22 protein-coding genes are annotated in these 25,560 nt (G+C 74.5%); 15 read left to right on the top strand and 7 right to left on the bottom strand.

Going from position 1 to position 25,560, the window contains the following annotated elements:
- Positions 1–91 precede the first annotated feature (91 nt).
- Complete coding sequence (locus FZ988_RS02550) at positions 92–2,641, top strand: glycoside hydrolase family 2 protein (RefSeq protein WP_149202405.1); 2,550 nt, start codon at positions 92–94, stop codon at positions 2,639–2,641.
- A gap of 124 nt (positions 2,642–2,765) precedes the next feature.
- Here FZ988_RS02550 and FZ988_RS02545 read toward each other — a convergent pair whose 3' ends face one another.
- From FZ988_RS02545 to FZ988_RS02530, 4 genes are all read right to left on the bottom strand, one after another.
- The gene (locus FZ988_RS02545; RefSeq protein WP_149202404.1) at positions 2,766–3,839 is read right to left on the bottom strand and encodes a Gfo/Idh/MocA family protein; all 1,074 of its coding nucleotides are present in this window, start codon (positions 3,837–3,839) and stop codon (positions 2,766–2,768) included.
- Positions 3,836–4,936: an enolase C-terminal domain-like protein gene (locus FZ988_RS02540; protein ID WP_149202403.1), complete on the bottom strand. Its 1,101-nt coding sequence runs from the start codon at positions 4,934–4,936 to the stop codon at positions 3,836–3,838. The genes FZ988_RS02545 and FZ988_RS02540 overlap by 4 nt, the downstream gene beginning before the upstream one ends.
- Entirely contained in the window at positions 4,933–7,353 is a 2,421-nt protein-coding gene (locus FZ988_RS02535) for a hypothetical protein (RefSeq protein ID WP_188078943.1), read from the bottom strand. The genes FZ988_RS02540 and FZ988_RS02535 overlap by 4 nt, the downstream gene beginning before the upstream one ends.
- A gap of 80 nt (positions 7,354–7,433) precedes the next feature.
- Positions 7,434–8,219, bottom strand: a complete 786-nt coding sequence (locus FZ988_RS02530) for an IclR family transcriptional regulator (protein ID WP_149202401.1) — start codon at positions 8,217–8,219, stop codon at positions 7,434–7,436.
- A 116-nt stretch (positions 8,220–8,335) separates the two neighbouring features.
- Between FZ988_RS02530 and FZ988_RS02525 the strand changes: the two genes are divergently transcribed.
- The 6 genes from FZ988_RS02525 (at position 8,336) to FZ988_RS02500 (ending at position 14,752) form a co-directional block, all read left to right on the top strand.
- The gene (locus FZ988_RS02525; protein WP_188078942.1) at positions 8,336–9,193 is read left to right on the top strand and encodes an amidohydrolase family protein; all 858 of its coding nucleotides are present in this window, start codon (positions 8,336–8,338) and stop codon (positions 9,191–9,193) included.
- A gap of 134 nt (positions 9,194–9,327) precedes the next feature.
- Complete coding sequence (locus FZ988_RS02520) at positions 9,328–10,407, top strand: zinc-dependent alcohol dehydrogenase (protein ID WP_246169109.1); 1,080 nt, start codon at positions 9,328–9,330, stop codon at positions 10,405–10,407.
- 85 nt (positions 10,408–10,492) lie between these two features.
- Positions 10,493–11,791, top strand: coding sequence for an ABC transporter substrate-binding protein (locus tag FZ988_RS02515; protein ID WP_149202399.1), 1,299 nt, complete (start codon positions 10,493–10,495; stop codon positions 11,789–11,791).
- Between the two features lie 74 nt (positions 11,792–11,865).
- On the top strand, positions 11,866–12,726 hold the full coding sequence (locus FZ988_RS02510; RefSeq protein ID WP_149202398.1) for a carbohydrate ABC transporter permease: 861 nt from the start codon (positions 11,866–11,868) through the stop codon (positions 12,724–12,726).
- Complete coding sequence (locus FZ988_RS02505; protein ID WP_149202397.1) at positions 12,723–13,616, top strand: carbohydrate ABC transporter permease; 894 nt, start codon at positions 12,723–12,725, stop codon at positions 13,614–13,616. The genes FZ988_RS02510 and FZ988_RS02505 overlap by 4 nt, the downstream gene beginning before the upstream one ends.
- Complete coding sequence (locus tag FZ988_RS02500) at positions 13,613–14,752, top strand: SGNH/GDSL hydrolase family protein (protein ID WP_149202396.1); 1,140 nt, start codon at positions 13,613–13,615, stop codon at positions 14,750–14,752. Before FZ988_RS02505 ends, FZ988_RS02500 begins: the two co-directional genes overlap by 4 nt.
- 88 nt (positions 14,753–14,840) lie before the next feature.
- On the opposite strand, the gene FZ988_RS02495 is transcribed toward FZ988_RS02500, so the two are convergent.
- Positions 14,841–15,686: a fumarylacetoacetate hydrolase family protein gene (locus tag FZ988_RS02495; RefSeq protein WP_149202395.1), complete on the bottom strand. Its 846-nt coding sequence runs from the start codon at positions 15,684–15,686 to the stop codon at positions 14,841–14,843.
- 264 nt (positions 15,687–15,950) lie between these two features.
- On the opposite strand from FZ988_RS02495, the gene FZ988_RS02490 reads away from it, so the two are divergent.
- The 8 genes from FZ988_RS02490 (at position 15,951) to FZ988_RS02455 (ending at position 23,848) form a co-directional block, all read left to right on the top strand.
- On the top strand, positions 15,951–16,763 hold the full coding sequence (locus FZ988_RS02490) for a (Fe-S)-binding protein (RefSeq protein WP_149202394.1): 813 nt from the start codon (positions 15,951–15,953) through the stop codon (positions 16,761–16,763).
- Positions 16,760–18,334, top strand: a complete 1,575-nt coding sequence (locus FZ988_RS02485; RefSeq protein ID WP_149202393.1) for a lactate utilization protein B — start codon at positions 16,760–16,762, stop codon at positions 18,332–18,334. Before FZ988_RS02490 ends, FZ988_RS02485 begins: the two co-directional genes overlap by 4 nt.
- Complete coding sequence (locus tag FZ988_RS02480) at positions 18,331–19,059, top strand: LutC/YkgG family protein (protein WP_149202392.1); 729 nt, start codon at positions 18,331–18,333, stop codon at positions 19,057–19,059. Before FZ988_RS02485 ends, FZ988_RS02480 begins: the two co-directional genes overlap by 4 nt.
- 167 nt (positions 19,060–19,226) lie before the next feature.
- Positions 19,227–19,730 carry a hypothetical protein gene (locus FZ988_RS02475; RefSeq protein WP_149202391.1) on the top strand — a complete coding sequence of 168 codons (504 nt, stop codon included), beginning with the start codon at positions 19,227–19,229 and terminating at the stop codon, positions 19,728–19,730.
- Positions 19,730–20,602 carry a DUF4097 family beta strand repeat-containing protein gene (locus tag FZ988_RS02470; protein WP_149202390.1) on the top strand — a complete coding sequence of 291 codons (873 nt, stop codon included), beginning with the start codon at positions 19,730–19,732 and terminating at the stop codon, positions 20,600–20,602. Before FZ988_RS02475 ends, FZ988_RS02470 begins: the two co-directional genes overlap by 1 nt.
- Positions 20,599–21,567, top strand: a complete 969-nt coding sequence (locus tag FZ988_RS02465) for an ATP-binding cassette domain-containing protein (protein ID WP_149202389.1) — start codon at positions 20,599–20,601, stop codon at positions 21,565–21,567. The genes FZ988_RS02470 and FZ988_RS02465 overlap by 4 nt, the downstream gene beginning before the upstream one ends.
- Positions 21,564–22,346 (top strand): ABC transporter permease, encoded by a 783-nt coding sequence (locus tag FZ988_RS02460; protein ID WP_149202388.1) that lies wholly within the window; start codon positions 21,564–21,566, stop codon positions 22,344–22,346. Before FZ988_RS02465 ends, FZ988_RS02460 begins: the two co-directional genes overlap by 4 nt.
- A gap of 134 nt (positions 22,347–22,480) precedes the next feature.
- Positions 22,481–23,848 carry an MFS transporter gene (locus FZ988_RS02455; RefSeq protein ID WP_246169107.1) on the top strand — a complete coding sequence of 456 codons (1,368 nt, stop codon included), beginning with the start codon at positions 22,481–22,483 and terminating at the stop codon, positions 23,846–23,848.
- Here the strand turns inward: FZ988_RS02455 and FZ988_RS02450 are convergent.
- Both FZ988_RS02450 and FZ988_RS02445 read right to left on the bottom strand, forming a co-directional pair.
- Positions 23,823–24,467: an HAD-IA family hydrolase gene (locus FZ988_RS02450; protein ID WP_149202387.1), complete on the bottom strand. Its 645-nt coding sequence runs from the start codon at positions 24,465–24,467 to the stop codon at positions 23,823–23,825. The two genes, FZ988_RS02455 and FZ988_RS02450, sit on opposite strands and share 26 nt — an antisense overlap.
- A gap of 39 nt (positions 24,468–24,506) precedes the next feature.
- Positions 24,507–25,514, bottom strand: a complete 1,008-nt coding sequence (locus tag FZ988_RS02445) for an alpha/beta hydrolase (protein WP_149202386.1) — start codon at positions 25,512–25,514, stop codon at positions 24,507–24,509.
- Positions 25,515–25,560: the final 46 nt, after the last annotated feature.

Genomic DNA, 25,560 nt, shown 5'->3' with positions numbered 1-25,560 from the left:
GCCAGGCCCCGGATGAGACGTCAACGTAGCCGCGCTACAGTGGCGTCTTCAATAGACGCAACGATGTTTCAACCTGTGAAACGGACCTGACATGTGGACCTCGATCGCGACCGGCTGGCACCTCCGACCGCTGACCCCCGTCCCCGCCGGGCTCGAGCCCCTCGCCGACGCGGGTGTCCCGGCGACGGTGCCCGGGTGCGTGCACACCGACCTGCTCGCGGCCGGGCTCATCCCGTCCCCCTTCGACGGTGACAACGAGGCGCTCCTGTCCTGGGTGGGCCGCACCGTCTGGCAGTACACGACGACGTTCACCTGGGCCGACGACGGTGCGGACCAGCACACGCTCGTCGCGCGAGGCCTCGACACCGTCGCCGAGCTCGTGCTCGACGGCCGGGTCATCGGCACGGCCGAGAACCAGCACCGGACCCACCGCTTCGCGCTGCCCGACCTCGCTCCCGGCCAGCACACGCTGAGCATCACGTTCGCCGCGCCCGTCACCGAGGGCGAGGAGCGCGACGCCCGGTACGGCGCCCTCCCGCGGAACTACCCGCACGCGTACAACATGCTCCGCAAGTCGGCCGCCAACTTCGGGTGGGACTGGGGAGTCGACGTCGCCACGGCCGGGATCTGGCAGGAGATCGGCATCGAGGGCTGGTCGGGTGCGCGGCTCGCCGCGGTCCGTCCCCTCGTGGACGTCGACGGCTCCACCGGCGTGCTCCGCGTCCACGTCGACATCGAGCGCGCCCCCGGCAGCACCGGCCCGGTCGAGGTCATGGCCGAGGTCGACGGTCGCAGCGCGACCGCCGTGGTCCCCGAGGGCGAGACGCGCGGGCTCGTCGAGGTCCGGATGCCCGACGTCCGGCTGTGGTGGCCCCGCGGCTACGGCGCGCAACCCCTCTACGACGTCGTCGTGCGTCTCGGCTCACCCCGACCCGACGGCTCGGCCCGGTCCGACGGCTCGGCCCGGTCCGACGGGGGCGCCGGGAACGACCAAGCCGCAGGCCTCGACGGCGCTGCGCGACCCGACGACGGTGCCCCGGACCGCTGGACCGGCCGGGTCGGCTTCCGGACCGTGCGCCTCGACACGACTCCCGACGCGGAGGGCACGCCCTTCCACCTGCTCGTCAACGGTCGGCTCGTGCGGGTCCGCGGCGCCAACTGGATCCCCGACCACGCGTTCGTCACCGAGATGACGCGCGACAGGTACGAGCGCCGCGTACGGGACGCGACCGACGCCCACATGAACCTGCTGCGCGTGTGGGGCGGAGGGCTCTACGAGTCCGAGCACCTCTACGACCTGTGCGACGAGGCAGGCGTGCTCGTGTGGCAGGACTTCCTCTTCGCGTGCGCGTGCTACCCCGAGGACGACTGGCTCGCACGAGAGGTGGAGGCCGAGGCGCGCGAGGCCGTGACGCGCCTGGCCGCGCACCCGAGCCTCGTCCTGTGGAACGGCAACAACGAGAACACCTGGGGCCATGTCGACTGGGGCTGGCAGGAGGAGCTCGACGGACGGGCGTGGGGCGACGGCTACTACCACGACCTCCTGCCCCGCGTCGTGGCCGAGCTCGACCCGACGCGGCCGTACACCCCCGCGAGCCCGTACTCCTTCCGAGCCGGGGCGCACCCCAACGACGCTGACCACGGGACCATGCACATCTGGGACGTGTGGAACACGCGGGACTACTCGACCTACCGCGACCACCGGCCGCGCTTCGTCTCCGAGTTCGGCTTCCAGGGCCCGCCCGCGTGGACCACGCTCACGAGCGTGGTCCACGACGAGCCGCTCGACCCGTACGGCCCGCACATGCTCGTCCACCAGAAGGCGGCCGACGGCAACGGGAAGCTCGAGCGGGGCCTCGCCGGGCACCTGCCGGCCCCGACGACCATCGAGGACTGGCACTGGGCGACCCAGCTCAACCAGGCCCACGCCGTCCGGTACGGGATCGAGCACCTGCGCTCCCTCGCGCCGCGCTGCACCGGGGTCGTGATGTGGCAGCTCAACGACAGCTGGCCGGTGATCTCCTGGGCGGCCGTCGACTTCCACGAGCACCGCAAGCCCCTCTGGTTCGCCCTGCGCGCCGCGTACGCGCCAAGGCTCGTCACGGTCCAGCCTCGTGACGCGGGCCTGAGCGTCGTGCTCGTCGAGGACACGGGCGAGCCGTGGGCGGGGACGGTCACGGCCCGCAGGACCACGTTCGACGGCGTCGAGCTCGCGCGCGCGGAGCTCGCGGCGCGCGTCGATGGGCACGGGCAGCAGACCCTCCTGCTGCCCGCGGACCTGGCCCATGCGGCCGACCCCGCGCGTGAGGTCCTCGTCGTCGATGTGCCCGGGTACGGGCGTGCGGTGTGGGACTACGCCGAGGTCGCCGACCAGGCGCTCGACCGCGAGCCCGTGAGCGTCACGGTGCGGGCGGTCGCGGGCGGCGTCGAGCTCGACGTCCACGCCTACGCGTACGTGCGCGACCTCACTCTCCACGTGGACCGGGTGGACCCGGGCGCGCGCGTCGACGCGGGGATGGTCACGCTCCTCGCCGGCCAGGAGGTCACCATCGGTGTGCGCACGTCCCGGCCCGACGGCGCCTTCGCGGCCTGGCCCGTGCTGCGGCATGCAGGGGACCTCGGGGCCGCTCGGGTCGGCTGACCGGCCGGCTGGCACGGGTCAGGTGAGTAGCCCAGGCCTCCCGGTCAGGTGAGTAGCCGGGGCCGTGCCGGTCACCCGAGGGCCCCGCTGCTGCAGGTCACCAGAGGGGCCCCGGCCCCGTCGATCAGCCGAGCGGCCGTACCCCGGGTGGCGGGGGGAGGGGCGCGACGTCGACCACGCGGTGCTCGCGTGCGGCCGTCAGCAGCGCCTCGACGGCGGCGACCGCGGCGGCGGCCGGCCGCGGGGGAGCCGGGTTCTCCGTGCGCCCGAGGACGACGTCGACGAGAGCGCGCGCCGGGGCACCAGCCTGGTAGGCCGGGGTGTGCTGGCCGGGCTCGTGGTGCACCTGGCTGCCGTCGGCCCGGTGCACCACGACGCGTGCGCGGTGCAGGTCCTGCTCGACCGTGCCGCGGGTCCCGAGGTAGCGCACGTGCTGACGGGGTGGCGAGCCGGAGGGTGTCGCCCCGCTCCCGACGACCACGCCCGTCGCGCCGCCCCGCATCCGGAAGGCGGCCGCGTCGTCGACGTCCACGTCGAGGCCGTGGCTCCCCACGAACGCGGCGACCTGGGCGAGCTCCTCGTCGGTGGCCCAGCACAGCATGCCGAGGGCGTGCGTGAGCTGGGTGTGCGCCTGCCCGCCGCCGTTGGCTGCGGAGTACGCCTCGGGGTGCCGTCCCCGGTCGTCGCTGCCGATGCCGTGCTGCGCGGCCACGAAGAGGTCGCCCGCGCGGGAGGAGAACTCGACGGTGACCTGCACGAGGTCGCCGATCTCCGCACGGACGGCGCTGCGCGCGGCGCCGGCACCCGCGTCGAGCTGGTGCGTGTAGCCGGTCACGAGGTGCCGGCCGAGGCGCTCGGCCCGCTCGACGAGGTCGAAGGCGTGGTCCGCGGTGAGCGCCAGCGGCTTCTCCACCAGGACGTCGAGGCCCGCGTCGAGCGCCGCGCCGACGAGGGCGTGGTGCGTGACGTGCGGGGTGCTGATCACGACGGCGTCGACCTGCGTGCACGCGAGGGCGTCGTCGAGGTTCGCGGCGGCGAGCGCGCCGGCCTGCGCCGCGAGCCGTTGGGCGCGATCCGGCACGGGGTCGCACACCGCGACGACCTCGGCGTCGGGGTGCCCCAGGAGGGCCGGCACGTGGTGGTCGGTCGACCACCACCCGGCCCCGACGACCGCGACGCGGACCGGGCGTGCGGTCACAGCCCGACCTCCTCGGGGCGGATCCCGACGCCGGGTCCGTCACCGGGGCGCGGGACCTGCACGCCGTCCTCGAGGCCCAGGAGCACCTCGGCGACGGCACCGGGACCCGTCGCGGCGAGGAGGTGGACCGCCCACGGCTGCATCGCGGAGGCGTGCGGGGCGAAGAGTACGCCGGCGTCCTGGGCGAGCGCCCCGAGCGTGCGCGCGACGTCGAGCCCGCCGCACCACGTCACGTCGCTCTGGAGCACGTCGACGGCGCGCTGCTCGACGAGGGCGCGCCCGGCCCGCAGGCCGAAGGCGTGCTCACCCGCGGCGAGCGCCACGGGGCCGAGGCGTGCGCGCAGCTCACGGTGCCCGGCGACGTCGCCCGGGTTGAGGGGCTCCTCGACCCAGGCGAGGTCGAGGTCACGTGCGGCGGCGACGAACCGGAGCGTATACGGCAGGTCCCAGGACATGAAGCAGTCGACCGCGAGCGGGATGCCCGCGGGGACGCGCTCGCGCACGGCGGCGAGCCGGGCCAGGTTGTCGCGCATCCGGGCCGGGCCGTCGTGGGGCCCGTACGCCATGGGGACCTTGACGCAGCGCGCGCCGGGCAGCATGTGCGCGACCTCGGGGCGGTCGAGCAGCTCGGGCGCCGGGGTCGTCAGGTAGTACGGGAGCGCGTCCGCGGTGCCGCCGAGCAGGCGGAACAGCGGCAGGCCCGCCGCCCGTGCGCTCAGGTCCCACAGGGCGAGCTCGACGGCCGAGACCGCCATCTCGGCGACGCCGCCCTCGGCGTAGGGGGCGACCGCGCGACGCAGGACGGCGGCCGCGTGCACGGGTGCGGTCGGGTCGAGCGTGCTGAGCAGAGGCACGAGGTGCTCCTGGACGAGCGACTCGACGACGGCGCCGCCCCGGGCCTGGCCGATGCCGAACACCTCGGGGTCGGCCGTCGCGACGTGCGTCCACACGACGTCGGCGCCCGGCCCGCGCCACGTCGACCGGCGCTCGGCGTGCTCGGGGAAGGGGGCCATGGGGGTCGACACGCGGACCTCGTCGAGCCAGGTGCCGGAGGAGAACGGTGCGGTGCGGGTACGGACCGTGGTGATGCGGGTCACCGGTCGAGCTCCTGCCAGCTCAGGGTGAGCGTCCCCGTCACCCCGCGGAGCTCGTGGCGCCGGGGCTCGGTACCCGCGGGGCCGCAGTCGACCTCCTGCCCGGCGACCACGAGCCGCAGGCGCGCGGCGGGCGGCAGCTCGAGCGCGACGTCGGCGTCGTGCAGGCCCTCGACCTGCAGCGCCCTGCTCATGTCGGCCGGGTACGGGGCGACCTCGCGGCAGCGCAGGGTCCCGTGCCGGGCCCGCCGGACGAGCACGCGGCACTCCGCCCTGGTCGCGCCCGTCAGGTGGTAGGTCGCGCCGCCGTCGTCGAACCAGCAGCTGTGCTGCGTCAGGAGGGGTGCGCCGTCGGGCAGCCCGAGCCGCACGGACGTCGTCGTGTCGGCGAGGTAGCCGGCGAACCACCAGGCGCCGTCGCTGCGGTGGACCGTCAGGACGACGCGCCCCGACGCCGGCGTGCGCAGCTCGTGCCCGACGGTCAGGCCCGCCGTCCCGACGACGTCGCGCAGCAGCGCACCCGGGTCGAGGTGGGCGGAGCGGTCCACGCCCACGTGCGCCCGCACGCCGCGCGCGTCGGGCGGAGCGTAGGTGAACGGTGCGGACCCCCGCGCCCACAGCACGTGGCCGGCGCCGACGCCCCGGGAGGTCGCCCAGGGGTGGGTCCCACCGGTGCCCTCGACCGTGACGAGGACCTCGACGTCCGACGTCCGGACCTGCTCCGTGAGGTCGCCGTGGGACACGGACGCCTCGTGGTGGAGCGTGCGCGGCAGCTCGCCGTCGCGCACCCGGTCGCCGCCGAGCGCGGTGCGTACCCGGAGCGCGCCCGCGACGCCCGCATCCGTGGGCCCCACACCGAGCAGGTCGAGGGCGCGCGCGCCCAGCCCGGCGGTGGAGCCGTGCACGACGACCGTGCCGCCCGCGCGGGCGTGCGAGTCGAGCACCTCGACGACGTGGTCGGCGAGCGCTCCCGCAGGCACGACGAGGACCCGCGACGCGAGGGCACCCGCGGCATGCGCGCCGGGCAGGGCGTCGGTCGACACGACGGTGTTGAGCGGGAGCCCGGCGTTGATCGCCGCGGTCAGGGCCCAGTCCTCGGCGTGCGGGCGGGCGATCGACGACGGGTCCGCGGCCATCGCCTCGTGGTACTCGCGGAACGGGTAGACCCACACGAGCGGGCCCGCGGCGTCAGGCCGGGCCTCGAGCGCGCGTGCCACGTACCCGCCGACCTCGCGGCCGCACCGCTCGTCCAGCACGCCGTGCGCGGTGTCGACCGTGAGGACGTTGACCTCGCGCGCACCGTGGACCGTGCCGTCCTGGTCGAGGCGGCTGACCGCGAGGGGGAGGTCGATGTCGAACGGCTGGCGGTCGTAGAAGTCCCACCAGGGCTGCTGCCAGAACCACGGGTCGTTCGCGTAGAACCGGAAGCGGTAGCCCGCGGAGCCGCGCGGCAGGTGCGCGATGCGCGACATGAAGCCCGCGAGCTCGATGCCGAAGTCCTCGTTGAGCGGCCCCCACGGGGAGTTGGGCGGCGGCGACGCGACGTGGCCGCGCTCGTAGATCTCGAGCGCGGGGACGGCGTCGGCGCCGATGTCGATCCCGGCCGTCTGGTTGGTGCCGCGGACCTCGACGGGTACGCGCAGGTGGGCGTGGAGGTCGGCCCAGAAGCCCAGCGCGCGGTCCCGCAGCTCGCCGACCCGCTCGGACCTGAACCGCGCGCCGTCGAACGTCTCCCCGAGCTCGGACCAGGCGTAGGAGCTGAAGCCGAACCCGTTCGAGAGCCACAGGTAGTCGAAGCCGAGCGCGTCGACGTAGTGCTGCGCCTGGCGCCCGAGGAACTCGCCGAACGACGTGCCCTCGACGATGCCGTCCGGGAAGGCCGCGTACCGGCGCTCGTCGGCGTGCAGGGTGCTGAAGTGCCTGACCATCTGGATGATCGGGCCGATGCCGATCTCCTCGCCGCGGGCCACGACCTCGGGGTGCCGCTCGTACTTGAACGACGACGGCGCGAACTCGGGCCCGGGGTCGAAGGTCGCCCCTACCTCGGTGGGCCGGCCCAGCTCGGTGCCCACGCGACGCAGGATCGCCACGAGCTCGGCGACGTCGGCGTACCGCAGCGTCGCAGGTCCGTCCCGGTAGGGCACGGCGACGCGGCCCGGCTCCTTGGGCTCGCCGTAGGGCCCGGCGCCGGTGTTGCAGAAGCCGATGTAGCGGGCCCACTCGAGCTCGTCGTCCAGGTCGCCCGCCCAGTCCAGGATCTCGCTGCCGTCCGAGACCCACAGCAGCACCGAGCACGTGCGGGCCGTGCGCAGCAGCGGCGTCCACTGCTCGAAGAGGGCGCGTGCCGTCTGCTCCCAGGAGTCCCGGTCGGCCGGGTGGAAGGGTTTGAGCGACGTCTCGAGGGTTGCTCGCTCGAGCACGGGACGGGTCTGGGCGTGCGGCACTGTGGCTCCGTCTGGTCGGGTGGGGCGTCGTCGCCCCCGGCGAGCGCCGTCGGCGCTCAGGTCAGGTCGGTCTCCTCGCCGAGGCGTCGTCCGAGCTCGCGCGCGGCGCGCTGGAGGGAGTCGAGGGACTCGGCGACGTGCGCGTCGTCGAACCGTCGCGTCGGCCCGCTCACGGACAGGGCGCTGACGATGACGCCGTCGGGCCGGCGCACGGGCACGGCGACGCAGCGGATGCCGAGGATGTACTCGCCGTGGTCCTCGGCGTAGCCCGAGCCTGCCGCGACCTCGAGCTCGGCGCGCAGGCTCGCGACGTCGGGCAGGGTCGTCTCGGTGTACTGCTCGAGGCCGTCCGCGTAGAGGGCCTCGAGCTCGGGCCCCGTGAGCCCGACGAGCAGGGCCTTGCCGAGGCCCGTGGCGTGGCAGGGCAGGCGTGCGCCGACCCGCTGGTCGAACACGAGCTGGTGCGGGCCCGCGCTCTTCGCGATGCAGACCTGGTCGGTGCCGGAGCGGACGGCGAGGCGCACGGTCTCGCCGATCTCGTCCCGCACCCGGTCCATGAAGGGCCGTGCGCGCTGCGTCATGGACTGCGCCACGTGGTAGGCCTGGCCGACCTCCCAGGCGCGGAGCCCGAGCGTGACCCGCAGCGTCTCGGGGTCGCGCTCGACCCAGCCGAACTCGGTGAGCACGGCGAGCATGTGGTGGACGCTCGACTTGGGCAGGTCGAGGCGCGCCGCGATCTCGGTGAGGTTCAGGCTCTCGCCCGTGTCGGCGAGCAGCTCGAGGACCTGGAGCGTCCGGGCGGCCGCTGGGGTCGCGAACCGGGGTGCGTCGTGCTCAGCCATGGTCACCCGTTCAGTATCGAGAATCGGTGTTGCGCCTAGGAAACGCAAACTACTAGCGTCCGATACCGGCTGTCCACCAGCGCGGTGGGCCGGCCGCGGACCTCGGGAGGCCCTGCGTGATCCTCGACGCCCACTGCCACGCCTGGCGGACCTGGCCCTACGACGCGCACGAGCCCGACCCGGACCGGGCTCGCTCCGGCCGCCTCCTACGAACCCTCGACGAGCACGGCGTCGACGCCGCCCTCGTCGTCGCCGCCCGGATCGGGGGGCCCGACCCCCGGACGGCCAACAGCGACAACAACGACTACGTCGCGGCGGCGGCGAGGCGCCACCCCGGACGGCTGCTGGCGGTGGTCGACGTCGACTCGCGCTGGTCCGCGAGCTACCACCGGGCGGGGATCGCTCGGCGGCTCGAGGACGAGGTGGGGCGCACGGGAGCGGTAGGGGTCACGCACTACCTCGCTGACGAGGACGACGGCTGGCTGCGCACGAGCGAGGCGGGCGACCTCCTGGAGCGCGCTGCGGACCTCGGCGTCCTCGTGAGCCTGCACGTCCCGCCGGTGTGGCACGCCGACCTGCGTGCCCTCCTGCTGGAGCACCCGGGGGCGGCGCCCGTGCTCATCCATCACCAGGGCCTGGTCGACCCCGCCTCGCGCCCGCACCTGGACGGCCTCGTGGCGCTGGCCGACGCGCCGTCGGCCCACGTGAAGGTGTCCGGCTTCCACTACCTCGCTCCGGAGCCGTGGGACGTGCCCTACACGGGCGTGCTCCACGTGCTGCGCGAGCTCCGCGCGACGTTCGGGTCCGCGCGCCTGGTGTGGGGCTCGGACCACCCCGTCGCGGCGCGGCACCTGACCTACCGCCAGTCCCTCGAGGTCGTCCGCCGACGCGCGGGGCTCGCCTCGCAGGAGGTCGAGGAGGTCCTGGGTGGCGCACTCGCGCGTGTCCTCGACCGGCTCGGGCGGCTCCCCTGAGCGACCTGACCGGGCATCGGTGCCGGTCAGGCGACCCGGTCCTTGCATCCACGGCATGTGCCGGGCTAACCTCGGTTCAGCATCAGGAATCACCGTTCAACTGGTGAAACACTCGACGACGAGACCGAGGTTCGATGGCCCAGCTCACCGCAGCGCCTCCGACGACGATGCGAGCGCTCGTCCTCGAGGACTACGGACACCTCTCCGTCGCGGAGCTGCCCACGCCCGAGGCCGGCCCCGGCGAGGTCCTGCTGCGCATCCACGCGACGGGCATCTGCGGCTCCGACCTCCATGGGTACACGGGCGAGAACGGGCGGCGCCGCCCGGGTCAGGTCATGGGCCATGAGACGGTCGGCACCGTCGTCGGCCTCGGCCCAGGCGCACGGGGCGGGGAAGCCGGCCTGGGCGACCTCGTCACGGTCAACCCCGGCCTCGCCTGCGGGCAGTGCCCCGCCTGCCACGCCGGTCGCGGCCACATCTGCCGGAGCCGCCGGGTCATCGGCGTCGACCCCGATCTCACGAGCGCCTTCGCGGACTACCTCGCGGTCCCCGCCAGCAACGTGGTGCCCTTCACCTCCGGCTCCTCCGGTGCCTCCAGAGTCACGCACGGAGCCCTCGTCGAGCCGCTCGCCGTCGGCTACCACGCAGCCGTACGGGGAGAGGTCCGCGAGGGGGCGGACGTCCTCGTGCTCGGTGGGGGACCGATCGGCCAGGCTGCGGTGCTCGCGTGCCGGCGCCTCGGTGCCGGGCGCATCCGGGTCAGTGAACCCCTCGAGTCACGCCGACTGCTCGTGGCGGGCCTCGGTGCGCAGGTGCTCGACCCGGCGGCCGGCGACGTCGCGGAGCAGGTCCAGGCTGGCGGCCCCGCTGAGGTGACGCTCGACGCCGTCGGCTCCTCGGCCACGATCGCGACCGCGCTGAACGCCACGCAGCCCGGCGGCCGGTGCGTCCTGGTCGGCATGGCCGCACCCGACGTGCGCCTGGACGCGTTCGCCGTCTCGACCCAGGAGCGCACGCTCGTCGGCGCGTTCTGCTACTCGCCGGCCGAGTTCGCCGCCACGGCCCGGTGGGCCGGCGAGGTCCCCGACCTCCTGGCATCCCTCATCTCCCTCCGGGTCACCCCGGAGGAGGCGCCCGCAGCGTTCAGCGACCTCGCACGAGGTCACGACGTCGCAGGCAAGGTGCTCGTGGTCTTCGACCCCGTGCACGCATGACGTCCGGACCTGCGGCGACCGCCGCCGGCCGGCTGCTCGAGTCCTGGCACCGAACCCCCCGTCCGATGGATCCAATGGAGGAATCATGGATGTCGACCTGAGGCACCGCGGCCTTGCCGCCGTCGGCGCCGCCACAGCTCTCGCCCTGCTCGCCGCGTGCTCGAGCGGCAACGCGTCGGAGGGGGCCGAGACCCCGGACGCCGACGGCGACCTGGGCGGCACCCTGACGCTCGCGACCACCAGCGAACGCGGTCTCGAGCTCTTCACCGAGGACTTCGAGGCCGAGACCGGCGTCGCGGTCAACGGGACGTACGCCGAGGCCGGAGCGCTCAACGAGCAGCTCCGCATCCAGATCACCTCCGGAACCGCCCCGGACATCTACCGGTCGGCGCCCGGCTACGCAGCACCCTCGTCGGTGCTCAACCTCGCCAACGAGGGCGTCCTCATGGACCTCTCCGACCAGGAGTGGGCCCAGTACGTCCCCGAGTCGTTCGCGCCCCTCCAGCAGGACGGCGACGCGGTGTACGCCTACCCGACGTTCGGCCAGGCGATCCTCGCGTTCTACAACAAGGACGTGTTCGAGGAGGTCGGCGTCGAGCCGCCCACGACCTGGGACGAGCTCGTCGAGGTCCTCGACGAGCTCAAGGCGGCGGGCAAGGTGCCGATCGCGCTCGGCCTGGCGGACAACTACGTGATCCAGTTCCTCACGTACGCGCTGTCGGCGACGCTGGTCAACGGTGCGGAGCCCGACTTCTACGCGGACCTCGAGGCCGGCGAGACGAGCTTCGCGGAGTCGGCCGGCTGGCGCGAGACCTTCGAGAAGCTCATGTGGCTCATCGACAACGGCTACACGACGCCGGACCCGCTCGGGATGCCGGGCGACCCCGCCATGCAGTCGGTCGGCAGCGGTGAGGCCGCGATCGTCGTGATGCCGTCGGCCGCGTCGCCCGTCCTCGCGGGCTTCTTCGAAGGCGGCGAGGATCGCCTCGGGTCCTTCGCGTTCCCCGCGAGCGACGACCCGGAGGAGACGCACATCCCCTTCAGCCCCGACTACCTCGTCGTCAACAAGGACGCCGAGCACGCCGCTGCGGCGACGGCCTTCCTCGAGTACATCTCGGCGCCCGAGCGCACGGCCGCCTGGGCCGAGGCGACCGGCGCCATCCCCGCGCTGACCAACGCCGATCCCGTGGACAACGGCCTCAACCGCTCGGTGCAGCCGTACCTCGACTCGGGTCGCACGACGCCGTTCGCGAACCACGCCTGGCCCGCAGGCACCATCGCGGATGCGCTGATGACCACTGGGCAGCAGATGGTGAGCGGCTCGGCGACGGTCGACGACCTGCTCGAGGCCCTCGACGCGGCCTACGAGGCGGCCTCGCGTTGAGCATCTCGACGAGTCCGAGGAGGGTCGCGACGCGGCCCTCCTCGGGCGTGCCCGGGCGGCGCCGACGCGCCGCGATGCGTCAGGTGCCGCAGTGGTTCCTGCTCCCGGCGCTCGCGGTCTACGGCGTCGTCGTCCTCTACCCGAGCCTCGCCGGCGCGCTCTACGCGTTCACGGACTGGCGCGGCAGCGCCGAGGCGAGCTGGGTGGGCCTGGACAACTTCCGGCAGATGCTCGGCGACCAGACCGCGACGGCGTCGCTCACCAACACGCTGACCATCGCCGTGGTGCTCACGATCGTGCAGACGGGCCTCGGGCTGCTCCTCGCGCTGGCCCTCAACAGCGCGATCCGCGGCCGCAACCTGCTGCGCACGGTGTTCTTCGCCCCGATGATGCTCCCGCCCGTCATCACCGGTCTGCTGTGGCAGTACATCTACACGCCTGGCGGCCCGCTCGACAGCGCGATGAGCGCGATCGGTCTCGAGGGCCTGCGCCAGAGCTGGCTCGGCAACGAGCGCCTGGCGCTGTGGTCGATCATCGCGAGCGTCATCTGGCACCACGTGGGCATGTCGATGGTCATCTTCCTCGCGGGCCTCCAGGGCATCCCCGAGGAGCTCTACGAGGCGGCTGCGATCGACGGTGCCGGGACCGTCCGCAAGTTCTGGAGCGTCACGCGTCCGCTGCTGGGTCAGGCGGTCACGATCGCGACCGCGCTGACGATGACGTCGTCGCTCAAGCTCTTCGACCAGGTCTTCGTCATGACGGGCGGCGGCCCCGGCGTCTCGACCCAGACGCTGTCCCTGGTCATGTACAAGGAGGCGTTCGTGTACGGGAACTACGGCTACGGCTCGGCGATCGCCCTGGTCCTGACGATGATCGTCGCGCTCATCGTGTTCCTCCAGATGTCGGTGACCCGGCGCGGGGAGGTCGACGCATGACCTCCGTGGTCCAGGTGGCCCCCGCCGCGTCCCCCGCACCGCCGACCGGCCGCGCCCCGCGCCGTCGTCGTCGGGGTGCGTACGGGAGGCCGGTCCTCGAGCTCGTGATGATCCCGGTCACGATCGCGTACCTCATCCCGCTGTACATCCTCGTGTCGATGTCGTTCAAGACGCAGCCGGAGATCGCCGCGTCGACCGTGGCGCTGCCCGAGGGCTTCTTCCTGGGCAACTACGAGACGGCCTGGACGGAGGCGGACCTCGGCCGTGCGCTCGTGAACAGCGTGCTCGTGACAGCGGTCAGCATCACGGTCGCGATCATCATCGGCGCCATGGCCGGCTACGCGATCGTGCGGGGGGCGCGGCGCACGAGCGGTCCCAAGCTCATGCTCTTCCTGCTCGGCCTCATGATCCCCGGGCAGCTCGGCATGGTGCCGCTGTACATGCTCATGCGCGACGTCGGGCTGCTCCAGACGCACACCGCGCTCATCATCTTCTACGCGGGCTCGCTCATGCCGATGACCGTCTTCTTGTACGCGGGCTTCCTCAAGACGCAGTCGCCGAGCTTCGAGGAGGCGGCACGCATCGACGGCGCGGGGTGGTGGCGGACCTTCTGGCACGTCGTCTTCCCGCTGCTGCGGCCGGTCACCGGGACCGTGATCATCATCAACGCGATCAACACCTGGAACGACTTCCTGGTGCCGCTGCTCTACATGTCCGGGACGCCCAACCGCACCCTGCCCGTCGCGGTGTTCTCGTTCCAGGGCGAGTTCGCGAGCGAGTGGGGCCTGATCTTCGCGGGCATGGTCATCGCCGCGCTGCCGGTCCTGGTCGTGTACTTCTTCCTCCAGCGCCACATCATCCAGGGCTTCGCGGGTGGGTTGAAGGGATGACGGGGCGGCTCCTCCCGGTGGCCGACAACCCGCACGTGCTGGTGCGGGTCACAGGGGATCGACACCTGTCGGCCCCGGGGGAGCGCGTGCGGACCACGTCGATGGCCCACCGGGTGCACGTCGAGGCCGCGTCGGTCCGGCTGGGGTTCGCGAACTGGTACGACGACGGCGGCCGGGAGGCCGACGGTCCCGCGCCGATCGAGGTGCGCTCGGCGCTCGAGCTCCGCCCGGGCGGGCGTGGCGCCGGGACCGTGACCATGGACGTGCGGTTCGACGGGCATGACGTCCTCGAGCTGCCGCCCGGTGCCCACGCGTTGTCCGACGGGATCGGGCTGGCGGTGGCGCCGGGCGATGTCCTGGTCAGCCGCACCGTCGTCCGGGTGCCGCCCGGCGGCCGGTTCCCCCTGGGGCCCCAGACGGACGCGGCGGCGGGGGAGTGGTCCCTCGCGCAGGACCTCCTGAGGGGTCCCGCGCCGGCGCCCTCGACGGCGTACGGCTACGCCCCGTGGGCGCTGCTCGGTGAGGGCGGTGTCCCCGGGGCGCCCGTGGGTGTGGTCCTCGGCGACTCGAACGGGGTCGGCTTCGGCGATCGCAGGGGGACCGCCGAGCACCTCGGGTGGGTGCACCGCGCGCTCGCGGGACACGTCCCGTATCTGAACCTCTCGGTCAGCGGGGCGACGGCCGACGACGCCGCGCGGGTGGAGGGCCTGCGTCGGCGGCTCGCGCTCGCCGCATGGGTCCGGCCGACGTGGGCGCTGAGCGCCCTGGGCACCAACGACCTGCAGGGCCCGGGGCCGTCGGCGGCTCGTGCGCGGGCCGCCCTCGAGTCCCACTGGCGCCTGCTCGCCGAGCGCGGCTGGCGGGTCCTGGCAGCCACGGTGCCGCCCATCGCTACGGACGACGGACCCGGAGCGTGCGACCGGGAGGCTGCGCGGAGCGACCTCAACGCGTGGCTGCGCTCGTGCCCGGCCCCCGTCGCGGCGGTCGTCGACGTCGCGAGGGCCGTCGAGATGAGCGGCGGGTGGCTGCCCGGCTGCACGGACGACGGCGTCCATCTGAGCGAGGCCGGCCATACGCGCGTCGCGGCCCTCGCGGGTGAGGCCCTGCGCGACGCCGTCGGGCGGGCGCGGCACTGAACGCTGTCGGTCGAGCGCAGCACCGAGCCGACGGGGCCTCGCGGCCAGCCCGGCACCGAGGTGTCGGGCCGCCCGCAGGGCCACCACGTCAGGCGCTGCGCATGACCTGCCGCTGCCGCCCGATGCCGTCGATGCCGACTTCCACGACGTCGCCCGGCTCGAGGTAGGGGAACCGGCCCGAGAGCGCGACGCCCTCGGGCGTGCCGGTGTTGACGACGTCGCCCGGCTCGAGCGCGGCGAACTGCGAGAGGTGCCAGACGATGTGGCCGACGTCGAAGATCATGTCGGCCGTCGTCGAGTCCTGGCGCGGCTCCCCGTTGACCCACGAGCGCAGCCGCAGCGCGTCGGGGTCGAGGTCCTCGGCGGGGACCAGGGCGGGGCCGAGCGGGTTGAACGTCGGGTAGCACTTGCCCTTGGACCACTGGCCGCCGGAGACGTCGAGCTGGAAGGCGCGCTCGGACACGTCGTTGGAGATGGTGTAGCCGGCGATGTGCGTCCTGGCCTGCTCGGGCGAGTCCAGGAGGTGGGCGCGGCGGCCGATGACGATCGCCAGCTCGACCTCCCAGTCCGTGTGGCTCGAGCCGCGGGGGACGAGCACGTCGTCCTGCGGGCCGACGACCGTGTTGGGTGTCTTGAAGAAGAGGACGGGCACGGTGGGCGGCGGCGAGCCGGACTCGGCCGCGTGCGCCGCGTAGTTCATGCCGATGCACCAGACCGCGTGCGGGCGTGCGAGCGGGGCGCCGAGCCGTTGCCCGTCGACGTCGACCGGTCGCAGCGCGCCGGCCGCGAGGTCCGCGCGCGTCGCCGCGATGCCGCCCCCGGACAGGAATGCCCCGTCGATGTCCGGCGTCCGGTCGGAGAGGTCGTACGTGACGCCGTCCTGCTCGACGACCGGTCGTTCGTTGCCGGCTGGGCCGACCCGAAGGAAGCGCATGGTGCTCCAGGGGGTAGTGGCGGGACCGGCTCCGCGCCGGCGCCCGGTCAGGCTAGCCGTTGCTGACCTGGCTATTCAACCCAAGGAAATCAGTTTCAGCATGTAGAATCGCTCCATCAACCGGTCGCACCGCGACCGTGCACCGGACTACGGCGATGCGGCCACGGTCGGGCGCATCGCAGGTGGCCCTCCGACCCGGAGGGCATGATGAGGGCCCGGCGGGCAGCGAGGTCGGCCAGGTCACGAGCCGACGAGGAGGTGGGCGTGCGGATCGCGCTCTTCACGACGTGCCTGGTCGACGCCGTGTTCCCCGGCGCCGCCGTTGCGACGGTGCGTCTCCTCGAGCGCCTAGGCCACGAGGTGCACGTGCCGCAGGGCCAGGCGTGCTGCGGCCAGATGCACGTCAACACGGGCTACGCGCCCGAGGCCGTCGGCATCGTCCGCAACCACGTGCGCACCTTCGCGCCCGTGCTCGACGGGGAGTGGGACGCTGTCGTCGCGCCGTCCGGCTCGTGTGTCGGGTCCGTGCGCCACCAGCAGTCGGTCGTCGCCCGGCGGCACGGCGACGCGCGCCTCGCGCACACCGCCGAGCAGGTCGCGGCGCACACGTACGAGCTGAGCGAGCTGCTGGTCGACGTCCTCGGCGTGACCGACGTGGGCGCGTGGTTCCCGCGCACGGTGACGTACCACCCGACGTGCCACTCGCTGCGCCTGCTGCGTGTGGGGGACCGCCCGACGCGCCTGCTGCGCGCGGTCGACGGCCTCGAGCTCGTGGACCTCCCGGACGCGGACCAGTGCTGCGGGTTCGGGGGGACGTTCGCGCTCAAGAACGCCGACACGTCCGGCGCGATGGTCGCGGACAAGGCGGACGCCGTCGCGGCGAGCGGCGCCGACGTCGTCACGGCGGGCGACTGGTCCTGCCTCATGAACATCGACGGTGCGCTCAGCCGTGCGGGCGGCCGCGCCCGGGCGGTTCACCTCGCCGAGATCCTGGCGTCCACGCGCGAGCGCCCGTGGCGGCCCGAGCAGCGACCGGCCGCGCCGACGACGGCCGCGCCCGCCGGCGGACGCGCATGAGCGCCGTCCCGCTCGGCATGCCGGGCAGGCGGGTCCCCGACGGACAGGTCGGGCGCGGCCCGACCGTCGGGCGCGGGCGTGGCGACGCGGCGGTGCACCCGCTCCCCGCGACGCCGCCGAGCGACCCGCTGCGCTGGGGACCGAGCTTCCCGGAGGCCGCGCACGAGACGCTCGCGGACCCGCAGCTGCGCGCGAACCTGCGCCGGGCGACGCGCACCATCCGCGACAAGCGGCTCGCCGTCACCGGCGAGCTGCCGGACTGGGAGGCGCTGCGCGACGCGGGCGCGGCCGTCAAGGCGGACGTCATGGAGCGGCTCCCGGAGCTGCTCGTCGAGCTCGAGGCGTCCGTCGTCGCGCGCGGGGGCACGGTGCACTGGGCCCGCGACGCCGCCGAGGCCAACGCGATCGTCGTCGGCATCGCCCAGGGTCACGGCGTCCGCGAGGTCGTCAAGGTCAAGTCGATGGCGACGCAGGAGATCGGGCTCAACGAGGCGCTCGCCGACGCGGGCATCGAGGCCGTCGAGACCGACCTCGCCGAGCGCATCGTCCAGCTCGCGGGCGACATGCCCTCGCACATCCTCGTCCCCGCGATCCACCGGAACCGGGCGCAGATCCGGGACATCTTCGCCGCGGGCATGGACGACGCGCCGCCCGACCTCACCGACGACCCGCACGACCTCGCGATGGCCGCACGCGCGCACCTGCGGGCGAGGTTCCTGCGGGCCGAGGTCGCGGTGAGCGGCGCGAACCTGGCGATCGCCGACACGGGCACGGTGGCCGTCGTCGAGTCCGAGGGCAACGGGCGCATGTGCCTGACGCTCCCGCGCGTCCTCGTCACCGTCATGGGCATCGAGAAGGTCCTGCCGACGTTCCGCGACCTCGAGGTGTTCCTCCAGCTCCTCCCGCGGTCCTCGACGGGTGAGCGCATGAACCCGTACACGTCGATGTGGACGGGTGTGACCCCGGGCGACGGGCCGCAGGAGTTCCACCTCGTCCTGCTCGACAACGGCCGCACGCGCGCCCTCGCGGACGACGTCGGGCGGCAGGCGCTGCACTGCATCCGGTGCTCCGCGTGCCTCAACGTGTGCCCCGTGTACGAGCGTGCCGGCGGGCACGCGTACGGGTCCGTCTACCCGGGCCCGATCGGCGCGATCCTCACCCCCCAGCTCCTCGGCGTCGGTGACACCGGTGGGCCGTCGGGCTCCCACGACCCGACGGCGTCGCTGCCGTTCGCGTCGACCCTGTGCGGCGCGTGCTACGACGCGTGCCCCGTGAAGATCGACATCCCGTCGGCGCTCGTCCACCTGCGCGAGCGTGCGACGCACCCGGGCGGGGCCGCGACCCCGACCCCCACGACGGCCGCCATGCGGGTCGCCGCGGTCGCGCTCGGGGGCGGCACGCGCTTCCGCTGGGCGGCGCGCGGCGTGTCCGTCGCGGCGCGCCTCACCGGGGGCCGGCGGCTCCGCAGGCTGCCGTGGCCCGGCTCCCTCTGGACGGCGGCGCGCGACGCCCCGGCGCTGCCGCCCCGCTCGTTCCGCGACCTGTGGCGACGTCGCGGAGGTCGCGCATGAGCGACGCCCGCCAGGACGTCCTCGCCGCAGTGCGTCGAGCGCTGGGGCGCGGGGACGGTGCCACGCCCCCGTCGTCCGGTCGTGCGGTCCCGCAGGTGACCGGTGACACGGCTCGGCATGCGCCCGACGGCGGGCCGACGCGCGGTCCGGACGGGACCCCGCGCGGCTACCGGGGCCCGACGGGGTCGGCGGGCCAAGCCGCCGACGTCGACCTGCTCGTCGACCGCCTCCTCGACTACCGCGCCTCGGTGCGGAGGTGCTCGCCCGACGAGCTCCCTGCCGTGCTCGCGCAGGAGCTCGAGGGCGTCCCGGGCGTCGTCGTGCCCGCGGGGCTGGACCGGGCGTGGCTCGCGGACCTCGACGCCGCAGGGGTCGAGGTCCTCGTCGACGACCCCGCGCACCCCCTGTCGCACGCCGCGCTCGACGCCGTCGGTGCGGCGCTCACCGCGTGCCGCGTCGCCGTCGCGGAGACCGGCACGATCGTGCTGGACGGCGCACCTGACCAAGGGCGTCGCGTGGTCACGCTGCTCCCGGACCGCCACGTCTGCGTCGTCGCGCACGGGCAGGTCGTGCCCGGGGTGCCGGATGCGGTCGCGCTCCTCGGGGAGCATCCCGAGCGTCCGCTGACGTGGGTCTCGGGGCCGAGCGCGACGAGCGACATCGAGCTCGTGCGCGTCGAGGGTGTCCACGGCCCGCGTGACCTGCGCGTCGTCCTCGTCGGCTGAGCCTCCGGCGCACGGCGCGCAGCGGCGCGGCGACGCCGTCCCAGCCCGGCCCCGGGCTCCCGGACGCGGAGCTGGATGCGGCGGCACGCACCCCTGACGTCGCGTTGACGCCACGGTCGACGTCGAACGTCTTGACGATGACGTCACCATGACGTCATCATGGCGCCATGGACCTGTCACCCTTCGTGGGATCCCTGCACCACCAGCTCGCCGTCGCGGCGGATGCGGGCGGCGACGACGCCCGCGCCCTCGCCGAGCGGCTCACGGCGCCCCTCGAGAGCGCCGCACGCCTCGTCCTTCTCGAGGCGCTGGCCGCGGCCGCGGGCGAGATCACGCTCGAGCTCGCCCCCGCCGCCGTCGAGGTCCGCCTGCGGGGGCGCGACCCCGAGTTCGTCGTCACCGGACGGGGCGAGGAGCCCGCGCCCCAGGCCGCGCGCCCCGCCGAGGAGACGGCGGCACCGCTCGACGGCGCCGAGAGCGGCATGTCACGCACCACGCTGCGTCTGCCCGACCACCTCAAGCGCCGCATGGAGGACGTCGCGGCCCGCCAGGGGCTCTCGGTCAACGCCTGGCTCATCCGCACGGTGACGGACGCCGTCGAGCCGGACGCGCCGGACCGCCGGCCGGGCCGCCGTCCTGCCGACCAGGGCTTCACCGGGTGGGTGCGCTGATGACCACCTACGAGACCCCGCAGCCCGTGGCGCTGACGGTCGACGTCGCCGTCCGCGCCGACGTCCGCATCGTCGCGACGTCCGGCAGCACGTCGGAGGTGACCGTCGTGCCGCGCAACCCGGCACGCGCGCTCGACGTCCGCGCCGCCGAGGAGACGACGGCCCAGCTCGTCGACGGCCGCTTGCGCGTCACGTGCCGTCCGCCGCGCCGCTACACGTGGCTCAACGACGGCGGCGCCATCGACCTCTCCGTGGTCGTGCCCATCGGCAGCACCCTTGACGTGACCTCCGGCATGGGCGCGCTCGCCTGCGAGGGCGAGTTCGGCGACGCCGAGCTGCGCACCGGCATGGGCAACATCCGCATCGACCACTGCGGGCACCTGCGCGCCAGGACGAGCATGGGCGACGTGCTCGTCGAGCGCGCGGTCGGGCGGGCGGACGTCACGACCGGCTCGGGCTCGGTGCGCGTCCGTGAGGCGGACGGCGGCGTCGAGGTGAAGAACTCCAACGGCGACACCGCCGTGGGGGCCGTCGCCGGCGAGGTGCACGTGAAGGCGAGCAACGGCGCGATCGTGGTGGACAGGTCCGCCGGTCCGGTGACCGCGAGGTCCTCGCACGGCGGGATCCGTCTGGGCGAGGTCGCCGGTGGGCCCGTGTCGCTCACCACGGCGACCGGCTCCATCGAGGTGGGTGTCGCCGACGGCGTGGCCGCCTGGCTGGACGTGCGCGCCACCTACGGCCGGGTGCGCAGCGAGCTCGAGCCCACGGACGGGCCGGGGGACGGCCCCGCCGTCGAGATCCGCGCCCACACCGCCTACGGCGACATCACGGTGCGGCGTGCAGCCCCGGCCGGGGCCGGGCCGGGCCGATGAACGCGCCCCGGCATCCCGCGGCGATCACCGTCCGGGGCCTGCGCAAGGCCTTCGGCGCGACGAGCGTGCTGCGCGGCGTGGACCTCGACGTCGCGCCCGGCACGGTCACCGCGCTGCTCGGGCCCAACGGCGCGGGCAAGACGACGACCGTGCACATCCTGTCGACGCTCGTCGCGCCCGACGGTGGAGACGTCACCGTCGCCGGCTGCGACCTGCGGGCCGACCCCGACGGCGTGCGTGCCGCGATCGGCCTCACGGGGCAGTTCTCCGCGGTCGACGGCCTCTTGACGGGCGAGGACAACCTGCTGCTCATGGGCCGCCTGCGTCACCTGGGCAAGGCGGAGCGGGCCCGCCGGGCGGCCGCGCTGCTCGAGCGCTTCGACCTGGTGGACGCCGCGCGCCGACCGGCCGTCACCTACTCGGGCGGCATGCGGCGCCGGCTCGACCTGGCGATGACACTCGTGGGCGAGCCTGCGGTGATCTTCCTCGACGAGCCGACGACGGGTCTGGACCCGCGCAGCCGCCGCGCGATGTGGGACCAGGTCCGCGAGCTCGTCGCCGACGGCGTCACGATCCTCCTGACCACGCAGTACCTCGAGGAGGCCGACCAGCTCGCCGACCAGGTCGCGGTCCTCGACGACGGACGCATCGTGGCGGCGGGGAGCCCGGACGAGCTCAAGCGCCTCGTGCCGGGCGGGCACATCCGCCTGCGCCTGCCGGACGCGGTGGCGTTCGCGGGTGCGACGGCAGCCCTGCCGGACGCGAGGCCCGACGACGCCGCGCTGACCCTCGAGGTCCATGGCGGCACGGGGGCCCGGGACCTGCGCGCGGTGCTCGACAGGCTCGACCGTGCGGCCGTCGAGGTGGACGCGCTGACGGTCCACACGCCCGACCTCGACGACGTGTTCCTCGCCCTCACGGGCGCACCGACCCGTCCCGCCGAGCACGAGGAGGGTCCGCGATGAGCGCGAGCCACGCCATGGCCGACGCGGTCACGATGGTGCGCCGCAACCTGGTCCACGTCCGTTACTACCCGACGGTGCCGCTCTTCGTGGCGGGCATCCCGGTCCTGTTCCTGCTGCTCTTCGTGTACGTGCTCGGCGGGACCCTCGGCGCCGGGCTCGGTGGCGGCCGCGCGGACTACGTCGAGTACATCGTGCCCGGCGTCCTCATGTTCGCGATCGCCGGTGGTGCGCAGGGGGCCGCGATCTCGGTCGCGACCGACCTCGCCGAGGGCATCGTCGCGCGGTTCCGCAGCATGGCCATCTCGCGCGGCGCGGTCCTCACCGGGCACGTCGTGGGCAACCTGCTCCAGTCGCTCGCCGCGCTCGTGCTCGTCGTGGCCGTCGCGCTCGCCGTCGGCTTCCGCCCGCAGGGCTCGCCGCTGCGCTGGCTCGCCGCGTTCGGCGTCCTCGCGCTGCTCGCGCTCGCGCTCATGTGGCTCGCGGTCGCGATGGGGACCGCGGCGCGCAACGTGGAGAGCGCGAGCAACCTGCCTGCGTTCCTCATGCTGCTCCCCTTCCTCGGGAGCGGGTTCGTGCCGGCCGAGTCCATGTCCGGACCCCTGCGGTGGTTCGCCGAGGTGCAGCCCTTCACGCACGCGATCGAGACGATCCGTGCCCTCCTGCTGGACCTCCCGCTCGGCGGCGTGGCGCTCGCCGCGACGCTCGCGTGGTCGGTCGCGCTGGCCGTCGGTGGCTACGTGTGGGCCAGGCGCATCTACGAGCGCAGGTCCGTCCGGTAGGTGTGCCCGACGACGCAGCGCGCTGGCCTCGCGCCGGGACAGGCGGCGCGTGCGTCGGCCCGCGGGGTGCCGAGCGTGCTGACGCTGTCGGCGTGCTGTGCGAGGGTGGGCGCCGTCGGTGGGAGGAGGCGCGGGTGAGCACGGGTCGGACGGCGGCCACGGGCCTGTCGCCCTGGCGCATGGTCGTCGGCCTGGGCCTCGTGAGCCTCGCCGCCGACATGGTCGCCGACGGCGGCAAGTCGATCTACGGGCCCCTGCTCGGTGCGCTGGGCGCCTCCGCCCTCGTGGTCGGTCTGGTCACCGGGGCGTCGGAGGCGGTGTCGCTCGTCCTGCGACTGGCCGTCGGACCGCTCGCCGACCGTCGCGGCAACCACTGGAGCTGGACGATCGCGGGGTACGCCGTCACGGCGCTCTGCATCCCGCTGCTCGCCGTCGCGCCCCTCGTGGGCGGCGCCGGACTCGCGGTCGCGGCGACGCTGATCCTCGTCGAACGGGCAGGCAAGGCCGTCCGCAGCCCGTCCAAGTCCGCCCTCCTCGCGCACGCCGCGGGTGCCGTCGGGCGGGGCAAGGGCTTCGGGGTGCACAAGGTCCTCGACCTCGTCGGGGCCATGAGCGGGCCGCTGCTGGTCGCGGCCGTCGTGGCCGCCACCGGCGACATGTCTCCGGCGCTCCTGGTGCTCCTCGTGCCGGGCCTCGTGACGATGGCGCTGCTCGCGTGGCTGCGCCGACGGGTACCCGACCCGTCCGTGTACGACGTGGCGCCGGCGGCGCCCGTGCTGCCTGACACGCCGACGGCGCCCGTGCTGCCGGACGTGCCCGTGGCGCCGGCGGCGACCGGGTTGTCCGCGGGTCCCGCTGCCGCGCGGGTCGAGGCAGGACCGCGCGGCGACGCCGACGGCCTGCGCCCGGCGACCCCGCGCCTGCGTGCCTGGTGGGCGCAGTCGGTCGGTGCGGGCCTGCCTCGCGAGTTCTTCCTGTTCGCCGCCGCGTGCGCCCTGGCGACGGGTGGCCTCGTGAGCTACGGCATCACCGGCTACCACCTGGTGCAGGACGGGCTCGTCCCGCTCGCGGTCGCACCGATCGTGTTCGCGGGGGCGATGGCCGCGGGGGCTGTGGCTGCGGTCGTCACGGGGTGGGCGTACGACCGGCGCGGGGGAGCGGTGCTCCTGGTGCTTCCCGTGCTCGTGGCCGCCGTCCCGCCGCTCGCGCTCAGCTCGCGCCTCGCGTGGGTCCTCGTCGGAGCGGTCTGCTGGGGTCTCGCGGGTGGTCTGCAGGACGCGACGGTCAAGGCGCTCGTCGCGGACCTCGTCCCACACCACCGGCGTGCGACCGCCTACGGGGTCTTCGCGGCGATCCAGGGCGTGGCGGCCCTCGTCGGCGGCGTGACGATCGGCGCACTGTACGACGTGTCCGTCGGCTGGCTCACCGTCGTCGTCGGTGCGGCCCAGGTCGCCGCGCTCGTCCTCCTGCTCCGCGTCACGCGAGCGCGTCGAGGACCGTGAGCACGCCGTCCGCCCAGCGCACCGCCGCGAGGTCAGCGACGACGGCGTCGCAGCCCTGACCGACGGCGGCGGGGCCGACCCCGACGACCACGCCGGCCCCCGCGGCGTGCGCGGCGGCGATCCCGTTGGGGCTGTCCTCGAGCACCGCGCACCGGGCGATGTCGACCCCGAGGCGCTCGGCGGCACGCAGGTACGGGTCGGGCGCGGGCTTGCCGACCTCGACGTCCTCTGAGGTCACCATGACCGCCGGCACGGGGAGCCCGGCGGCGAGGATGCGCGCCTCGGCGAGCGCGCGCGGGCCGGAGGTGACGAGCGCGTGGGCACCGCCGGGCATGGAGCCGAGCAGCTCGGCCGCGCCACGGATCGGCTGGGTCCGTGACGCCGTCGTGAGCTCGAGCGCATCGATCTCCGCGGTCGCGGCCTCGACCTGGTCCGCGGGCAGGTGGCGTGCGACGGTCTCGACGGAGCGGCGGCCGTGGAGACCGAGCAGGACGGCCTCGGGGTCGACGCCGTGGTTGCGGGACCACTCCCGCCAGGCCGCCTCGCCCGCCTGCGTCGAGTCGACCAGCACGCCGTCGTTGTCGAACAGCAGCGCCTGCGCCGCCCACTCGTCGCTCATCGTTCTCCCACCCGCGTCGCCGTGCGTCCGCTGGAGAACCTACCCGGCCGCGGCGACCGCGCCGCGCGGCACCGCGACCGCGCTCGCGCTCCCCGGGACGGGCGCCCCGAGTGCACGGGCGAGCCAGCCGGTCCGTGTCCTGCGCGCCTCGACGGACAGTGCGGCGTCCGAGAAGAGCGCGTCGAACCCGTGCACCCCTCCTGCCCACAGGTGCAGCTCGGCCTGCCCGCCGGCCGCCCAGATCCGCGTCGCGTACGCGACGACCTCGTCGCGGAAGACCTCGGCCGTGCCCGCGTCCAGGTACGTCGTCGGCAGGCCCGCCAGGTCGCCCGCGCGGGCTGGGGAGACGTACGCCGGTACGTCGGCGTCGCGGGTGTCGCCGAGGACGGACCGCCAGGCGAACTCGTTGGTCTCGCGCGGCCACACCCCGCCGCCGGCGTACTGGTGGCTGGAGACCGTGCTGCTGCGGTGGTCGAGCATCGGGCAGATCAGCACCTGCGCGGCGATAGGCGGTCCGCTGCGGTCGCGTGCCATGAGGGTCGTGCCAGCGGCGAGGCCGCCCCCTGCGCTGGTGCCCGCGACGACCACGGCGGCCGGGTCGATCCCGAGCTCGGCGGCGTGCGCGGCGACCCAGGTGAGCCCGCTGTAGCAGTCCTCGACGAGGGTCGTCCCACGGGCCTCAGGCGCCAGGCGGTGGTCCACCGAGACGACGACGGCGCCGAGCTGGTCGAGCCACTCGAGCGGGATGTCGATCTGGGAGAAGCGGTCTCCCATGATCATGCCGCCGCCGTGCACCCAGTAGACGCAGGGCGCCGGGCCGGTCCGGTCCGCGGGGCTCAGGACGGTCAGCGGCACGGGCGTGCCGTCGGCCGCGGTGGCCGTCTCCTCGCGGCGGTGGACGTCGCGGCCGGCGAGGAGCGGCTCGACGGGCGAGCTCGCGAACGGGCGCACCCGCGCCAGCGCGTCGGCGCTCGTCACAGGCGCGAGGGGCAGGGCGGCGAGGCGCTCGTCCAGCTCCGGGTCGACGGCGGGGCGGGGGCGGTCCATGGCGGGCTCCTTGCAGGTGGGGTGACAGGTCGGGTGGTCGGTGGGC

The sequence above is a fragment of the Actinotalea subterranea genome, assembly GCF_008364845.1.
Lineage (GTDB): Bacteria > Actinomycetota > Actinomycetes > Actinomycetales > Cellulomonadaceae > Actinotalea > Actinotalea subterranea.
The sequence above is the reverse complement of the archived record's forward strand: the minus strand, read 5'-3'. Positions and strand labels throughout refer to the sequence as shown.

Coding starts and splice junctions, on each gene's coding strand:
- FZ988_RS02470 (WP_149202390.1), top strand. CDS start 19,730: ATGACCACCTACGAGACCCCGCAGCCCGTGGCGCTGACGGTCGACGTC.
- FZ988_RS02495 (WP_149202395.1), bottom strand. CDS start 15,686: ATGCGCTTCCTTCGGGTCGGCCCAGCCGGCAACGAACGACCGGTCGTC.
- FZ988_RS02460 (WP_149202388.1), top strand. CDS start 21,564: ATGAGCGCGAGCCACGCCATGGCCGACGCGGTCACGATGGTGCGCCGC.
- FZ988_RS02475 (WP_149202391.1), top strand. CDS start 19,227: ATGGACCTGTCACCCTTCGTGGGATCCCTGCACCACCAGCTCGCCGTC.
- FZ988_RS02465 (WP_149202389.1), top strand. CDS start 20,599: ATGAACGCGCCCCGGCATCCCGCGGCGATCACCGTCCGGGGCCTGCGC.
- FZ988_RS02550 (WP_149202405.1), top strand. CDS start 92: ATGTGGACCTCGATCGCGACCGGCTGGCACCTCCGACCGCTGACCCCC.
- FZ988_RS02520 (WP_246169109.1), top strand. CDS start 9,328: ATGGCCCAGCTCACCGCAGCGCCTCCGACGACGATGCGAGCGCTCGTC.
- FZ988_RS02510 (WP_149202398.1), top strand. CDS start 11,866: ATGCGTCAGGTGCCGCAGTGGTTCCTGCTCCCGGCGCTCGCGGTCTAC.
- FZ988_RS02515 (WP_149202399.1), top strand. CDS start 10,493: ATGGATGTCGACCTGAGGCACCGCGGCCTTGCCGCCGTCGGCGCCGCC.
- FZ988_RS02505 (WP_149202397.1), top strand. CDS start 12,723: ATGACCTCCGTGGTCCAGGTGGCCCCCGCCGCGTCCCCCGCACCGCCG.
- FZ988_RS02445 (WP_149202386.1), bottom strand. CDS start 25,514: ATGGACCGCCCCCGCCCCGCCGTCGACCCGGAGCTGGACGAGCGCCTC.
- FZ988_RS02500 (WP_149202396.1), top strand. CDS start 13,613: ATGACGGGGCGGCTCCTCCCGGTGGCCGACAACCCGCACGTGCTGGTG.
- FZ988_RS02450 (WP_149202387.1), bottom strand. CDS start 24,467: ATGAGCGACGAGTGGGCGGCGCAGGCGCTGCTGTTCGACAACGACGGC.
- FZ988_RS02530 (WP_149202401.1), bottom strand. CDS start 8,219: ATGGCTGAGCACGACGCACCCCGGTTCGCGACCCCAGCGGCCGCCCGG.
- FZ988_RS02480 (WP_149202392.1), top strand. CDS start 18,331: ATGAGCGACGCCCGCCAGGACGTCCTCGCCGCAGTGCGTCGAGCGCTG.
- FZ988_RS02485 (WP_149202393.1), top strand. CDS start 16,760: ATGAGCGCCGTCCCGCTCGGCATGCCGGGCAGGCGGGTCCCCGACGGA.